We start from the raw sequence: 15668 nt of genomic DNA, 5'->3' as shown, positions 1-15668 counted from the left end.
TCGCTAGATCGACAACCTGACCTCGCCGCCGCTGGTGGTGAACTCGCGGCCGTTGCGTACCAGCTGGCGCCCGTCATCAAGCTCATAACGCGGCGTCGCTTCGGAGCCGTGTCCGCTGCCGCCGGCCTCGGGCTTGAACTCGATGATGATGTGGCTTTCGCCATTGCTGTCGACAGCAGGGAACTGACGGAACGACATGCCTGGCCTCCTTCAGTGGTTCTTCGCTACGCCGCCAGAGTGATCCGGCCGGTGTTAGCCGGACGTCATCAATCGATGAACTGCAGGCGCGCAAGCTCCGCATACAGGCCGCCTTCAGCCAGCAGCTGCGCATGCGTGCCCTCGGCCACGATACGGCCATGCTCCATCACCACGATGCGGTCGGCCTTCAGCACGGTCGCCAGCCGATGGGCGATGACCACCGTGGTGCGCCCGGCCATCAGGCGTTCCAGCGCCTGCTGCACGCCATGTTCGCTCTGTGCATCCAGTGCGCTGGTGGCTTCGTCGAGCAGCAGGATCGGTGCGTCCTTCAGCAAGGCACGGGCGATCGCCACGCGCTGCTGCTGGCCACCGGACAGGCGGGCACCGCGCTCGCCCAGTTCGCTGTCGTAGCCCTCTGGCAGCGCACGCAGGAAGGCGTCGGCCTCGGCGGCACGAGCTGCGTCCTCCACCTCGGCGTCACTGGCCTCCAGCCGGCCATAGCGGATGTTGTCGCGTGCGCTGGCGGCGAACAATGTCGGCTGCTGCGGCACCAGCGCCAGCTGCGCGCGAAGCTCGGCCGGATCGACCTCGCGCACATCGATGCCGTCCACGCAGATGCGGCCGCTTGCCGGATCGTGGAAGCGCAGCAGCATCGACAGCACCGTGCTCTTGCCGGCGCCGGACGGGCCGACCAGGGCGACGGTTTCACCCGGCCGCACGTACAGGCTGAAATGGTCAAGCGCGGCCTGGTCCGGCCGCTGTGGGTAGTTGAACACCACGTCATCGAAACGGATCTCGCCACGCAGCGGCTGTGGCAGCGCACGCGGCTTGGCCGGCGCGCGGATCTCGATGTCTTCCTGCAGCAGCTCGCCGATGCGGCCCATGCCGCCGGAGGCGCGCTGCAGTTCGTTCCACACTTCGGCCAGCGCACCGACCGAACCACCACCGATCAGTGCGTACAGCACGAACTGGCCCAACGTACCGGCGCTGAGGCGACCGTCGATGACGTCGTGCGCACCCAGCCACAACACCCCGACAATCGCACCGAACACCAGCAGGATGGCGCTGGCGGTCACCAGCGACTGCGCGCCGATGCGCCGGCGCGCGGCACGGATCGCATCGCCCAGCGCATGGTCGAAACGGCCGCGTTCATAAGGCTCGCGCGCATGCGCCTGCACCGTACGCACGGCGCCCAGCGTTTCGCTGGCCAGGCTGTTGGCATCGGCGATGCGGTCCTGGCTGTTGCGGGCGACAACGCGCAGCTTGCGCGCGCCGATGATGATCGGCAGCACCGCCAGCGGGATGCCGAGCAGCGACCACGCGGCCAGCCGCGGACTGGTGACGAACAGCATCGCCAGGCTGCCGACCACGGTGACACTGCTGCGCAGCGCCACGGACATGGTCGAGCCGACCACGCTGCGCAGCAGTTCGCTGTCGGCGGTCAGGCGCGATACCAGCTCGCCGCTGCGGCTGCGGTCGTGGAAGCTGGCACCGAGCTGGATCAGGTGCGCGTACAGCCGGCTGCGCAGATCCGCCACGACCTTCTCGCCGAGCAGCGAAACAAAGTAGAAACGCGCCGCCGTCGCCAACGCCAGCACCACGGCGACCAGCATCAGCAGCGCAAAGGCACGGTTGATCTGGCCACCGCTGCTGAAGCCGTGGTCGATCATCTGCTTCACCGCCGGCGGCAGGCTCAGGGTCGCCGCCGAAGAAACGGCCAGGGCCAGCAGCCAGGCGCTGAACAATCCACTGTGCCGGCGCACGAACGGCCACAGTGTGCGCAGGCTGCCGAGGCGGCGCAGCGGCGGGGAGGCCGGGTCGGTCGCCGGTGCGTCCTTGTCAGTCATCGAGGGGGTCATCTTGGATACGGATACGATCACGGGTGGCGTCGCGCAGGCGGATTTTCAATGCGTCGACCTGCTCTGCGGGCAATTCCACCCGCAATCTCACGCCATTGGCATCGAACTGTTCATCGCGCTTTTCGGCCGCGTGGGCCGGCAGGGCCGCATGCAGCGCGCCCAGGTCCTCGAATCCAGCCACCAGCTGCAGCCGCGCCATCGCCACCAGTGGCAGGCGCGGCGCGGTGCGCAGGCATTCGGCAGCGGCGCCGCCGTAAGCCCGGACCAGGCCACCGGCGCCCAGCTTGATGCCGCCGAACCAGCGGGTAACCACCACCATCACCCGGTCGAATCCCTGGCCATCGATGGCGGCCAGGATCGGGCGGCCCGCGGTGCCGGCGGGCTCGCCGTCGTCGCTGGAGCGATAGTCCTGGCCGTGCCGGTAGGCCCAGCAGTTGTGGGTCGCATCGGCTACCGATACGTCCTGCAGAAAAAATGCCATCGCCGCAGACGCGCTCTCGATCGGCGCGGCATGCGCGATGAAGCGACTGTGCTTGACGTCCAGGGTGTGGTTGACCGGTTGGGCGAGGGTATCGGGCATTCCCTTCATTCTACGGGCTTGCCGCCGATGTGCTTCAGTCGTCCAGCAACGGTCGCACATCCTTTGGCAGGCGCGCCTCTGGATACGTCTGCAGATAACGCTCCAGGCTCGCCCGGGCCAGGTCGCGCTGGCCGGCGTCGCGGCGCTCGCGGATCTTCTGCAGCCATTGCCGGCGTGGCAGCCCGGCATCGGCCTGCACTTCGGCCTGTACCGCGTCCGCGCTGAGGTTCGCGTCGCTTGCACGGCGCATGACGCCAGGCGCGGTTCTGCCGGCCGCGCCCTGCTTGGCCGCGGTGAGCGCGACGCGGTCTTCGGCGATGGCCTGCGCGGAGGTCATTGATTCCGCCGCCGCCGCCGCAGTGGCCTTGCGCGCCCTCATCGTCGCGGCAGGGGCCGCAGGCGCAGGCGCCGAATAGGCTTCGGCCGCGGGAGGCGCTGCCGCTGGCATAGGAGGCGGCGCAAACGCTGTGTCGGCTGCAGGTGCAGGTGGCGGTGCCATCATTGGAGCGGGTGCTTGCCGGGGTGCGGCAGGCGCGGGTTTCACCACGTCCGCGATGGCCGGTGCCGGTACCGGTACTGCCTTGGCCGGCGCAGGCGCCGGTACTGCGGCCGGTGCAGGTGCCGGTGCGGCTTCGGTGCCCGCGACATCGGCGGCCGCGCTGTCGTAGGCCGTGCCTTCGGCGCTCGCATCGGCCGCCATTTCCTGTGCAGCCGGCGCGGTGGCAACTGCCTCGGCAGGGGCCGAGGGCGGCTCTGGACGCATCTGCCAGGCGATGCCAACGGCGAACACCGTCGATGCGGCCACGCCGAACACGGCCGGCCAGCGGCGGCGCGGGCGCGGCGTGCGCGGTGCCACCGGCGCTGGGGCCGCCTCGCGTGCTGGCGTCTCCACGGCCGCACGCGCAGCGGCGAGGATCGCCGCGTCCAGTGCCGGCGGAGGGCCCTGTTCGGTGCGGCGCCCAAGCAGGCGTGCCAGTTCGCGTTCTTCCGGCGTCAGTGCATCGTCTCGGTTCATGCGTTCAGTCCCGCACGCAGCTTGTCCATCGCATAGCGCAGCCGCGATTTCACGGTTTCCCGGCCAACGCCGGTGATCTGGCCGATCTCCTCCAGGCTCAGTTCCTGTTCCAGCCGCAGCTGCAGCACTTCGCGCTGTTCTGCGGGCAGTTCTTCCATCGCCAGCTGGATGCGGCGACGTTGCTCGAATTCGGACAGTTCCGCTTCCGGTGTCTGCCCGTCTTCCAGCGCGGCCAGGCGCAGATCGGCATCGGCCGGTGCAGGGGGGCGATGGCGGGCGGCGCGCCAGTGGTCGTTCAGGCGGTTGTGGGCGATGCGGAACAGCCAGGTGCTGAAGGCTGCATCGGCCTGCCAGCCTGCTCGCGCGCTGATCACCCGCTGCCAGACGTCCTGGAACATCTCCTCGGCCAGCGCGGTGTCGCGCAGCTGCCGCAGCAGGAAGCCGAACAGGCGCTTGCGATGACGGGCATACAGGCTTTCGAACGCGTGCACTTCACCGGCGGCCCAAGCCAGCATCAAGGCTTCATCGGTTGGCAGGGCGCTGGCATCCACGCCGTACAGGGTAAGCCCTGCAGGCGGTGGCGCATAGCCAGCGATGGGGTGGGACAGGGCGACAGTCACGGCAGGAACCGGGAGGGGATCGACAGGAAAAACGCCCGAGGGCACGTTTCGGGGTCGCCGGGCTTCCATTGCCCCCCGGGTGGCGCGTTATGCTCGGTAATTCAGGGGAGGCGGCGCTCAGGCGGCGCCAAGAGAACGTCATTTGTCCACCGAAGCCGACCGCGCGCTGGAAGCGTCAAACATCGAGCCTGTGCTGAGCGCAGCGCTGGTGCGTGCGCTGCATGCGCTGCTGCAGGAAACGGCGATCGTGCGCGTCGGCTGGGACGATCCGCAGCTCGGCAGCGGGCAGGGCGGTTGGCCCATCAGCGACAGCGACGAGGACATCTGGCAGCCGCTGGCCGACCATGCCGAAGGCCGCCACGGCTGGGAGTACGACGGCGCCCGGCTGCTGCTGTCGGTGCGTGGGGCGACGCCCTCCCCGGCCTGGTGGGGGCTGGCCCGGCAGGCCATGGAGCTGGCCCTGCAGCGGGGCCGCCAGGCGGGGCAGATCAAGGCGCTGGAAGAAGCTGAGCGGTTGCAGCAGGCCCTGTTCCAGATTGCCGACCTGGCCGGTGCGGACCTGGAAATGAGCGAGATGCTGCGCCACGTGCACGGCGTGCTGGGCACGCTGATGTATGCGCAGAACTGCTACATCGTCGAGTATGACGATGCCCGCCGGCAGATCCGCTTCCTGTACTTCGCCGACCAGGTCGATGATTTCGTCGCCGATCCTGCCCAGGGCTACGACATCGACCAGATGCCGCGCAGCCTGACAGTAGCGCTGCTGCGGCATGGCCGGCCGTTGAGCGGGCCTTCGCGCGAGCTGCTGGCGGGGATAGACCAGGAACACGACCCGCAGCGCGGCCCGGAAAGCCTGGACTGGCTGGGCGTGCCGATGCTGCGCGATGGCCGCGTGTGTGGTGCGATCGTGGTGCAGAGCTACGAGCATGCCGACCTCTACGGCGAGGCCGAACGGGCCCTGCTGGGTTTTGTCGCCCAGCACGTGCAGACCGCCATGGACCGCCGTCAGGCGCAGGTGCGGCTGGAGCAGCAGGTGGAACGGCGCACGCAGGAGCTGCAGCGGGCCAATCTCAGCCTGCAGGATGAAGTAGCCGAGCGCCGCCGCGCCGAGCAGTTGCAGACCGCGCTGTACAACATCGCCGAAATGGCGATGTCGGCCGACAGCCTGGCGCAGTTCTACGGGCAGGTGCACGGCGTGGTCGGGCGTTTGCTGGATGCACGCAATTTCTATATCGCGCTGGTCAATGCCGAGGGCGATGGGCTGGATTTCGTCTATTCGGTCGACGAGCACAACGCGAGTCGTGCACCACGCGCGTTCAGTCGCGGCCTGACCGAGTATGTGGTCCGCCATCGTCGGCCATTGCTGGCCTCGCGTGCGCAGATCGATGCGCTGCTGGAAACCGGCGAGGTGCGCGAATCCGGCGCACGTTCGCAGTGCTGGCTCGGCGTGCCGTTGCTGCGCGACGACGAAGTGGTCGGTGCGATCGTGGTGCAGAGTTACACCGAGCAGGTCGCCTTCAGCGTGCATGACCAGCGCCTGCTGATCTTCGTTGCGCAGAACATCGGCACTGGTCTTGCGCGCCAGCGCGACCAGCAACGACTGCGCTCGGCGCATGCCGAACTGGAGAAGCGGGTGGAGGAGCGCACCCGCGAGCTGGGCGAGGTGAACGAAAAGCTGCTGGGCCAGATTGCCGAGCGCCTGCGCGCCGAGCAGCGGCTGACCCACCAGGCCATGCACGATGCGCTGACCGGACTGCCCAATCGCCTGCACCTGCTGGACAGGCTGCAGGATGCGCTGGCGCTGGCCCGGCGCGAAGGCGGCCCGGTGTTCGCGGTGCTGTTCCTGGACCTTGACCGCTTCAAGCTGGTCAACGACAGCATCGGTCACGCCGCCGGCGATCGCCTGCTGGTGGAAGTGGCCAAGCGCATCGTGGCCATGGCCGGTGACAACGATGTGGTGGCGCGCCTGGGCGGTGATGAGTTCGCCGTGCTGCTGCACTGTCCGGAGGGCCTGGCGCAGGCCCTGGATTTCGGCCAGCGGCTGTTGCTTGCGCTGCAGGAATCGATGTGGATCGCCGGTCGCGAGCTGTTCCCCTCCGGCAGCCTGGGCATCACCTTGTGGAACCCGCGCTATCGCACCGGCGAGGAACTGCTGCGCGACGCCGATGCGGCGATGTACCGGGCCAAGGCCCAGGGCCACGACCGCTGCTCGATCTTCGATGAGGAGATGCGCGAGCAGGCGCTGCGCAGCCTGGATCTGGAGGCCGACCTGCGGCGGGCGATCAACAACCGCGACTTCGTGCCGTTCTACCAGCCGATCGTGCGCCTGTCCGACGGCGAGGTGGTCGGTCACGAGGCCCTGCTGCGCTGGAAGCACGAGCGCCGTGGTCTGCTGCTGCCGGGCGCGTTCCTGGAACTGGGTGAGGAAAGTGGCCTGATCGAACAGGTCGACTGGCTGATCTATGAGCAGGTCATTGTCGGCCTTGCCGACGGCGGGCGTGGCTATGTGTCGGTCAACGTGTCGCCACGGCATTTCCGCTCCGCCGAGTTCAGCGAGCGCCTGTATGGCCTGCTGGAGGCGAACAACGCGGACCCGCGGCGGCTGCGCCTGGAGATCACCGAGGTCGCGCTGCTCGACGACGGTCCGCACACGCTGCGCATCCTGAAGGGCCTGCGTGAACGTGGCATCCAGGTGCAGCTGGACGATTTCGGTACGGGTTTCTCGGCGCTGTCCTACCTGCACCGTTTCCCGATCAGCACGTTGAAGATCGACCAGAGCTTCATTGCCGGCCTGCACGGCCCGGAGGCACAGAGCACGCGCGCGCTGGTCGAAGGCGTGCTGTCACTGGCACGCACGCTGGGCATCGAGACGATCGGCGAAGGCATCGAGACCGAGGCGCAGCGTGACACGCTGTTCGAGCTTGGCTGCGACTATGGCCAGGGCTACCTGCTGGGCCGGCCGGCACCGTGGACGCGCGCGGCAGCCTGAGCCACCGCGCACGTAGTCTTCAACGCAGCGCCGCGCGGCGCTTCTCGTCGATCCACTTCGAAGCCTGGGCCGGTTGGTAGTTCTTCATCCAGGTCAGCATCTCCTCGATGTCCGAGCCGTACCACAGGTCCTGGCGCTGCTCGGGGTGCAGGAAGCGCTCTTCCACCATCCGATCGATCATGCCGATCAGCGGCGCATAGAAGCCGTCCACATCGAGGAACGCGCAGGGCTTGTTGCCGATGCCGAGCTGGCGCCAGGTCAGCATCTCGAAGATCTCTTCCATGGTGCCGAAGCCGCCGGGCAGGGCGACGAAGCCATCGGACAGATCGAACATGCGCGACTTGCGCTCATGCATCGAACCGACGATCTCCAGTTCGGTCAGGCCGCGATGGGCCACTTCCCAGTCGGCCAGCTGGCGCGGAATCACGCCGGTGACCTCACCGCCGGCGGCGAGCACGGCATTGGCCACGGTACCCATCAGGCCGACATTGCCGCCGCCGTACACCAGGCGCATGCCGTCCCGGGCAATACGATCGCCCAGCGCAATGGCGCGTTCGGTGTAGACCGGCTTGCTGCCAGCGTTGGAACCGCAGTACACACAGATCGACTTCATGGATCTTCCTGTCTTGGCCGGAAACGAAAACGCCCCGCGGTCAACCAGTGAAGCCGGTCGCAGGGCGGGGTGTCCGGGCAATTATGAGGCTTTGCCGTTGTTCTCTGTAGCGCCGGGCCATGCCCGGCGCCATTTCGTTCAGATCACGGCCAGCCCTTCAGCCGGGCAGCGCCCGGCTCTACGAGGGTCTGGGATTACGCGGCAGCCGCCTGTTCGCGGCGCGGCCCTTCACGCAGCGCACGGCCCACCATGCCCACCAGCAGGTCCAGCTCGCTGCTGTCCATGCCGAAGTGTGGGGTGAAGCGCAGCGAGTTCTCGCCACCATGGATCACGTTGATGCCGTGCTGGCGCAGCCATTCCTCGGTGGAATTGGCGCCATAGCACTTGAACTGCGGGGCCAGCTCGCAGGAGAACAGCAGGCCGGTGCCCTGCACCTTGGTGATCAGGCCGCCCAGTTCGTTCTTCAGCTGCTCCAGCTTGCGCACGGCCTCGGCACCGCGCTCGGCGATGTTGGCGCGGACCTGCGGGGTCAACTGGGCCAGGGTGGCGCAGGCCACGTCCAGCGCACGCGGGTTGCTGGTCATGGTGTTGCCGTAGATGCCCTTGCGGTACAGCTGCGCGGCGTGCTCGGTCACGGCCAGCACCGACAGCGGATACTGCGCAGCGTTCAGTGCCTTGGAGTAGGTTTCCATGTCCGGCGCATCCAGGCCTTCGAAGCCCGGATAGTCGACCACCGACAGCACGCCATGGGCGCGCAGGCCGGCCTGGATCGAGTCCAGCAGCAGCAGGCTGCCGTGGGCGCGGGTCAGTTCGCGGGCCAGCGCATAGAACGCCGGCGGCACGGAGCGGCCCGGGTCACCTTCGCCCATCACCGGCTCCAGGAACACCGCTTCGATGAACCAGTTGTTGTGCGCGGCATCCTCGAACACCTTGCGCAGGCCCGCCTCGTCGTACGGGGCGACGGTGATCACCGACTCCTCGCCACGGTAGCTGGCCAGATGCTGCATGTAGGTCTTGCGGCTGGAATCGGAATACAGCGCCGGACGGTCGGTGCGGCCGTGGAAGCTGCCCTTGATGACCACGCGCTTGATTGCCGCACCGGCATGGCGGGCACCCGGATCGGTCTGCAGCTTGGCGTTGACGTCGGCGATGCGCGCGGCCAGGCCAACCGCTTCAGAGCCGGAATTCAGGCACATGAAGCGCGTGAACGGGCAGCCGCCACGACGGTGGCCGATCTCGGCCCGCAGCGCGGTGATGAAGCGCTGCTGGGACAGGCTGGGGGTCATGATGTTGGCCATCACCTGCGGTCGTGACATCGCTTCCATGACGGCGTCCGGGGTGTGGCCGAAGCCCAGCATGCCGTAGCCGCCGGCGTCGTACAGCACCGCGCCTTTCAGGGTGACCACCCACGGACCGCGCGCGGCCAGCGCCACGTACGGGGTCACCGCATCATCGGCGTAGAAATTGACGAAGCCGTCCTGCATGGCATCGATCTGCGCCTGCTCATCCTGTGCCAGCAGCGGCCCCAGCTCAGCATGCACGCGCGCGAATTCGGCAGCAGCGGCATCGACCGCAGCGACCAACTGCGGTTGGTTGGCGGCGAGGGCGGTCAGGGTTGCGTCATCCAGGCCGTTGGTGAGGCGGGTGCCGGGCTGGGCGCGGAGGGGGGCGAGGCGTTCGATGAAGCTCATTGCAGATCTCCTGAAACGTTGGGTCGCACGGGCCTTCAAAAGCGAAACGCGCGTCTTCACGCGCGCTTGGGGCGGGCTCGTGCAGCGGACTTCCTCGTCGATGCTAGCACTTGTTTTTTTGCGCGATAACCCCGCAAAAGACTGCTGCATAGCAGCATTTTGCGCGACGTTCGGCCTCGCTCGTGCCGGCTCGCAGACGCTGGACGTACAATGCGCGCCATTGTCGACCTGTTGCCGTCCACTGCCTTGAAGAAGTCCGATTTCCATTACGAACTGCCGGCCGAACTGATCGCCCAGGCCCCCTTGGCCGAACGCTCGGCGAGCCGCCTGCTGCTGGTGCTGCCGGCACCGGCTGCCTTCACCGACCTGCAGGTGCGCGACCTGCCATCCCTGCTGCAACCGGGCGACCTGCTGGTGTTCAACGACACCCGGGTGATTCCGGCGCGCCTGTTCGGGCAGAAGGCCAGCGGTGGGCGCGTGGAGATCCTGATCGAGCGCCTGCTCGGCGGCCAGCAGGCCCGGGCCCAGGTCGGTGCCAGCAAGTCGCCGAAGGCCGGCAGCCGCATCGCCCTGGACGCCGGTGGCGAAGCCGAAGTGCTGGGCCGCGACGGCGAGTTCTACGTGCTGCAGTTCCACGTGCCGGAATCGCTGGAGCAGTGGCTGCTGCACGCCGGCCGGCTGCCGTTGCCGCCCTACATCCAGCGCGAGCCCGGCGTGGACGACCGCGAGCGCTACCAGACCGTGTTCGCCCGCGAAGTGGGCGCCGTGGCGGCACCGACCGCCGGCCTGCACTTCGATGAGGCGCTGCTGGCGGCACTGAAGGACAAGGGCGTGGATTTCGGCCACGTCACCCTGCACGTGGGCGCAGGCACGTTCCAGCCGGTGCGCGCCGACGACCTGAAGGATCACGTCATGCACCGCGAGTGGCTGAACGTCGGTGCCGAGCTGGTGCAGCAGGTACGACGCACGCGTGCGGCCGGTGGCCGGGTGATCGGCGTGGGCACGACGGTGGTGCGCGCGCTGGAAAGTGCGATGCGTGAGGGGGAATTGCTGCCGTTCGCAGGCGAAACGCAGATCTTCATCACCCCCGGCTACCGGATCCGCAGCGTCGACGCGATGGTGACCAATTTCCACCTGCCCGAAAGCACGCTGCTGATGATGATCTCGGCGTTTGCCGGCAAGGAGCGCGTGTTCGAGGCCTACCAGCACGCGATCGAGCAGCGCTACCGAAGCAGGAAAGGCGGTTTTGGGAGACAATAGACAGCTATTTGCCCGAACGACCGCTCCATGTCCCGATTGCAGTTCCAGCTCCAGACCCGTGATGGCCGCGCCCGCCGTGGCCGCCTGACCTTCCCGCGTGGCACGGTGGAAACGCCGGCCTTCATGCCGGTGGGGACCTATGGCTCGGTCAAGGGCATCCTGCCGGACCAGGTGCGTGCGCTGGGCGCCGAGATCATCCTCGGCAACACCTTCCACCTGTACCTGCGGCCGGGCCTGGACATCATCGCCGACCACGGCGGCCTGCACGGCTTCTGCCGCTGGGATGGCCCGATCCTGACCGACTCCGGCGGCTTCCAGGTGTTCTCGCTGGCCCACCGCCGCAAGATCACCGAGCAGGGCGTGACCTTCGCCTCGCCGACCGACGGTGCCCGGGTGTTCTTGGGGCCGGAGGAGAGCATGAAGATCCAGAAGGTGCTCGATTCGGACGTGGTGATGATCTTCGACGAGTGCACGCCGTACCCGGCCACCGAGGACGTCGCCCGCCGGTCGATGGAACTGAGCCTGCGCTGGGCCCAGCGCAGCCGCAACGCGCATGACGAGCTGGGCAACGATGCGGCCCTGTTCGGCATTGTCCAGGGCGGGGTGCATACCGACCTGCGCAGCCGTTCGGCCGAGGCCCTGCAGGGGATCGGCTTCGACGGCTATGCCATTGGCGGCCTGGCCGTGGGCGAACCGGAAGACGAGCGCAACGCCATGCTCGACCATCTGGACCCGGAGCTGCCGGCCGACCGTCCGCGCTACCTGATGGGCGTTGGCCGCCCTGAAGACCTGGTCGAGGGTGTCGCACGTGGCGTGGACATGTTCGATTGCGTGATGCCGACCCGCAATGCGCGCAACGGCCACTATTTCACCTCGTTTGGCACCGTCCGCATCCGCAATTCGCAGTACGCGCGGGACATGGACCCGATCGAGCCGGGCTGTGGCTGCGTGGCCTGTGCCGGCGGCTATACCCGCTCGTACCTGCGCCATCTGGACCGCTGCAACGAGATGCTGGCGCCGATGCTGGGCACCCAGCACAACCTCTTCTATTACGAAAAACTGATGGCCGACATCCGCGCGGCCATCGAGGCGGGAACCTTCCTGGCCTTCCGCGAGTCCTTCTACGCAGCACGCGGGGCGGTAGCGCCGCCCCTGTAAACCCGCAGCACCCCCTGCCAAACGGCCCAAGGACGAACGCCCGGGGCCGTGGCATACTTCAAGGCTGACCAAGATCCGCGGTCGACACCTCGTGCCCGTGAAACGGCCGAAGCGCCGCCCAACCAAAGGACCAACGATGAACCTGCTTGCCTTCCTGATTCCCGCCGCCCACGCCCAGGCCGCTGGCGGCCAACCGCAGGGCATGGGCCTGACCACGCTGCTGTTCCCGATCATCCTGATCGCCATCATGTACTTCCTGATGATCCGCCCGCAGATGAAGCGGCAGAAGGAGCACAAGGCCATGCTGGAGAAGATCAAGCGCGGCGACGAAGTGCTGACCAACGGCGGCATCGCCGGCAAGGTCACCGATATCGGCGACAACTTCGTCACCGTCGAAGTGGCCGAGAACGTGCGCATCCGCGTGCAGAAGGGCGCTGTCGGCAGCGTGCTGCCGACCGGCACCCTGGATTCGGCCAAGTAAGCACTCCCTTTCTGAAGCACAACCGCGGCGCCGGGGATGGCGCCGCGCGGGACCCAAGCAATGCTCGAATTTCCACGCTGGAAGTACGTCGTCATCGTGATCGTACTGGCGCTCAGCACGCTGTACGCACTGCCCAACATGTACCAGAAGGACCCGGCCATCCAGATCACCGCCAACCGTGGCGGGCAGATCGACGATGCGCTGCGCGACCGTGTGCTGGCCGACCTGAAGAAGGCCGGTGTCACCACGATCGGTGCAGAGAAGGAAGGGGACAGCCTGATCGTCCGCCTGTCGGACCTGAAGTCGCAGTCTGCCGCCAGCGATGCGCTGCGTGACAGCGTGGGCGAGAACTACACGGTTGCCCTGAACCTGGCCTCGACCGTGCCTGACTGGCTGGCCAAGCTCGGCGGCCGCCCGATGGTGCTGGGCCTGGACCTGCAGGGCGGCGTGCACTTCGTGCTGCAGGTCGACCAGAAAGCCGCGCTGGACAAGCGTCTGGACGCCTACACCGAGGACGTGCGCAGCACCCTGCGTGATGCGCGCATCGCCTACCAGTCGGTCGAGCGTCGTGCCGACAACACCATCGTCGCCAACCTGAGCCCCTCGGCCGGCGAAGACGCCGGTACCCGTGCCCGCGCCGCGCTGGCCAAGGCGCAGCCGACCCTCGGCTACGACGTCAGTGGCAACCGCATCACGGTCTCCATTCCGGAAGCGGAGATCGCGCAGATCGCCAACGGCGCCATCGAGCAGAACATCAACACCCTGCGCAACCGCGTGAACCAGCTCGGCGTGTCCGAGCCGATCATCCAGCGCCAGGGTGCTGATCGCGTGGTGGTGCAGCTGCCGGGCGTGCAGGACACGGCCGAAGCCAAGCGCATGATCGGTGCCACCGCCACCCTGGAATACCGGGCCGTGGTGGAAGGCAACGCGCAGGACGCCATCGCGTCGGGTCGTATTCCGCCGGAAGCGAAGGTCTACCAGCGCCGTGACAACGGCGGTCCGGTGCTGCTGAACAAGCGCGTGATCGTCACCGGTGACCAGATGGTGGCCGCGCAGGCGGTGACCGATTCCACCAGCGGCACCCCGGCAGTCAGCGTGACGCTGAACAACGTCGGTGGCCAGCGCATGTTCGACTTCACCAGCGCCAACGTGAACAAGCCGATGGCGGTGGTCTACACCGAGCGCGTGCCGACCGTGACCGTCGTCGACGGTGAGGAAGTGCGTGGCTTCAAGGTCAACGAGGAAGTGATCTCGGTGGCCAACATCAACGGCGTGTTCGGCAAGAACTTCCAGACCACCGGTCTGCAGAAGAAGGAAGCCGAGGACCTGGCCAAGCTGCTGAAGTCGGGTTCGCTGGCTGCACCGATGGACTTCGTGGAAGAGCGCGTGGTCGGCCCGAGCCTGGGTGCGGAGAACGTCAAGAACGGCATCACCGCGGTGGTCTACGCGTTCATGTTCACCCTGGTGTTCTTCACCATCTACTACCGCATGTTCGGCCTGATCACCTCGGTGGCGATGCTGTTCAACCTGCTGATCGTGGTGGCGGTGATGTCGCTGTTCGGCGCGACCATGACTTTGCCGGGCTTCGCTGGCCTGGCCTTGTCGGTTGGTCTATCGGTCGACGCCAACGTGCTGATCAACGAGCGTATCCGTGAAGAACTGCGTGCCGGCGTGCCGGGCAAGACCGCGATCGTGACCGGTTACGAGCGCGCGTCGGGCACCATCCTCGACGCCAACCTGACCGGCCTGATCGTGGGTGTGGCGCTGTTCGCATTCGGTACCGGTCCGCTGAAGGGCTTCGCGCTGACCATGATCATCGGTATTTTCGCTTCCATGTTCACCGCGATCACCGTATCGCGCGCACTGGCGACGCTGATCTACGGCCGTCGCAAGAAGCTCCAGAACGTGGCCATCTGACGGGACGACACGCACATGAAACTGTTTCCGCTGCACATCCTCCCGAACGATACCCAGATCGACTTCATGCGCTGGCGCCATGTCGCGATGGTCGTCACGATCATCGTGTTCCTGGCCTCGATCGGCATCATCGGCTTCAAGGGCTTCAACTACGCTCTGGACTTCACCGGCGGCACCCTGATCGAAGCCCGCTTCGAGCGCCCGGTGGACGTCGAACAGGTCCGCTCCAAGCTCGAGCAGAACGGCTTCGACGGCGCACAGGTACAGAGCGTCGGTGGCAACACCGACCTGCTGATCCGCCTGGCTCCGCACGGTGAGCACGCTCCGGGTACCGGTGGCGCCTCGGCCGAGGACAAGGCCACTGCCGCGGCCGTGGTCAAGGCGGTCTCTTCGGCTGACAACCAGGCTACCGTGCTGCGCAACGAGTTCGTTGGCCCGCAGATCGGCAAGGACCTGGCGATGAATGGCCTGTACGCCACCATCTTCATGCTGGCCGGCTTCCTGATCTACATCGCGGTGCGTTTCGAATGGAAGTTCGCGGTCACCGCCAGCATCGTGGCGATGTTCGACCTGATCGTGACGGTGGCCTACGTGTCGCTGCTTGGCCGTGAGTTCGACCTGACCGTGCTGGCCGGCCTGCTGTCGGTGATGGGCTTTGCGATCAACGACATCATCGTGGTGTTCGACCGCGTCCGCGAGAACTTCCGCAGCCTGCGCGTGGAGCCGATGGAAGTGCTGAACCGTTCGATCAACCAGACGCTGTCGCGTACGGTGATCACCGCGGTGATGTTCTTCCTGTCCGCACTGGCCCTGTACCTGTACGGTGGCAGCTCGATGGAAGGCTTGGCCGAGACGCACATGATCGGTGCGGTGATCGTGGTGCTGTCCTCGATCCTGGTGGCGGTGCCGATGTTGACCGTGGGTGCCCTGCGCGTGACCAAGCAGGACCTGCTGCCCAAGGCCAAGGACGTCGAGGCCCTGGCGCGCCGTCCGTAAGCCTCTGTTGCATGCAGTACACAGAGAACCCCGCGCAAGCGGGGTTTTTTGTTGGCAGGGCTGCGCCCTGCACCCGCAGAGGCAAGAGCAACGTCAACGTCCAAAGCGGGTATCCGTGGTTTGGCGGGGCGGTGTCGGAGCGCGGGGACGCCGCAAGTACGTCCCTGTAGGCTNGGNNGCCGCATNCATGCGGCTGCCAAGCCTACAGGGACGTACTTGCGGCGTCCCCGCGCTCCGACACCGCCCCGCCAAACCACGGATACCCGCTTTGGACGTTGACGTTGCTCTTGC

13 protein-coding genes are annotated in these 15668 nt (G+C 67.1%); 6 read left to right on the top strand and 7 right to left on the bottom strand.

Going from position 1 to position 15668, the window contains the following annotated elements; translation table 11 throughout:
- Positions 1–3 precede the first annotated feature (3 nt).
- From TEP_RS11315 to TEP_RS11295, 5 genes are all read right to left on the bottom strand, one after another.
- Positions 4–198: a hypothetical protein gene (locus tag TEP_RS11315; RefSeq protein ID WP_132825346.1), complete on the bottom strand. Its 195-nt coding sequence runs from the start codon at positions 196–198 to the stop codon at positions 4–6.
- A gap of 68 nt (positions 199–266) precedes the next feature.
- Positions 267–2045 (bottom strand): ABC transporter transmembrane domain-containing protein, encoded by a 1779-nt coding sequence (locus TEP_RS11310; protein ID WP_132825345.1) that lies wholly within the window; start codon positions 2043–2045, stop codon positions 267–269.
- Entirely contained in the window at positions 2038–2637 is a 600-nt protein-coding gene (locus tag TEP_RS11305; protein WP_132825344.1) for a YigZ family protein, read from the bottom strand. The genes TEP_RS11310 and TEP_RS11305 overlap by 8 nt, the downstream gene beginning before the upstream one ends.
- Before the next feature lie 34 nt (positions 2638–2671).
- The gene (locus TEP_RS11300) at positions 2672–3652 is read right to left on the bottom strand and encodes a hypothetical protein (protein ID WP_132825343.1); all 981 of its coding nucleotides are present in this window, start codon (positions 3650–3652) and stop codon (positions 2672–2674) included.
- Complete coding sequence (locus TEP_RS11295; protein WP_229291374.1) at positions 3649–4167, bottom strand: RNA polymerase sigma factor; 519 nt, start codon at positions 4165–4167, stop codon at positions 3649–3651. Before TEP_RS11295 ends, TEP_RS11300 begins: the two co-directional genes overlap by 4 nt.
- Positions 4168–4414: 247 nt before the next feature.
- On the opposite strand from TEP_RS11295, the gene TEP_RS11290 reads away from it, so the two are divergent.
- Positions 4415–7261, top strand: coding sequence for an EAL domain-containing protein (locus TEP_RS11290; protein ID WP_132825342.1), 2847 nt, complete (start codon positions 4415–4417; stop codon positions 7259–7261).
- A 19-nt stretch (positions 7262–7280) separates the two neighbouring features.
- Here the strand turns inward: TEP_RS11290 and TEP_RS11285 are convergent, their stop codons facing one another.
- A complete protein-coding gene (locus tag TEP_RS11285) occupies positions 7281–7874 on the bottom strand; it encodes a TIGR00730 family Rossman fold protein (RefSeq protein WP_089240478.1) in 594 nt (197 codons plus the stop codon).
- A 194-nt stretch (positions 7875–8068) separates the two neighbouring features.
- Entirely contained in the window at positions 8069–9565 is a 1497-nt protein-coding gene (locus TEP_RS11280; RefSeq protein ID WP_132825341.1) for an aminotransferase class III-fold pyridoxal phosphate-dependent enzyme, read from the bottom strand.
- A gap of 246 nt (positions 9566–9811) precedes the next feature.
- Here TEP_RS11280 and queA point away from each other — a divergent pair, with 246 nt between their 5' ends.
- The 5 genes from queA to secF all read left to right on the top strand — a co-directional run bounded on the left by queA (position 9812) and on the right by secF (position 15377).
- Positions 9812–10825, top strand: coding sequence for a tRNA preQ1(34) S-adenosylmethionine ribosyltransferase-isomerase QueA (gene queA, locus TEP_RS11275; RefSeq protein WP_132826519.1), 1014 nt, complete (start codon positions 9812–9814; stop codon positions 10823–10825).
- Positions 10826–10852: 27 nt separating this feature from the next.
- Positions 10853–11983: a tRNA guanosine(34) transglycosylase Tgt gene (tgt, locus tag TEP_RS11270; protein ID WP_025875126.1), complete on the top strand. Its 1131-nt coding sequence runs from the start codon at positions 10853–10855 to the stop codon at positions 11981–11983.
- Between the two features lie 136 nt (positions 11984–12119).
- The gene (gene yajC, locus TEP_RS11265) at positions 12120–12464 is read left to right on the top strand and encodes a preprotein translocase subunit YajC (protein WP_025875124.1); all 345 of its coding nucleotides are present in this window, start codon (positions 12120–12122) and stop codon (positions 12462–12464) included.
- A 60-nt stretch (positions 12465–12524) separates the two neighbouring features.
- On the top strand, positions 12525–14381 hold the full coding sequence (secD, locus tag TEP_RS11260) for a protein translocase subunit SecD (protein WP_165933918.1): 1857 nt from the start codon (positions 12525–12527) through the stop codon (positions 14379–14381).
- A gap of 15 nt (positions 14382–14396) precedes the next feature.
- Positions 14397–15377, top strand: a complete 981-nt coding sequence (gene secF, locus TEP_RS11255; RefSeq protein WP_132825339.1) for a protein translocase subunit SecF — start codon at positions 14397–14399, stop codon at positions 15375–15377.
- Positions 15378–15668 lie beyond the last annotated feature (291 nt).

The sequence above is a fragment of the Stenotrophomonas sp. TEPEL genome (genome assembly GCF_004348785.1).
Classification (GTDB): domain Bacteria; phylum Pseudomonadota; class Gammaproteobacteria; order Xanthomonadales; family Xanthomonadaceae; genus Stenotrophomonas; species Stenotrophomonas indicatrix.
Note: the sequence above shows the minus strand (reverse complement) of the source record. Positions and strands in the feature narration are given on the sequence as shown.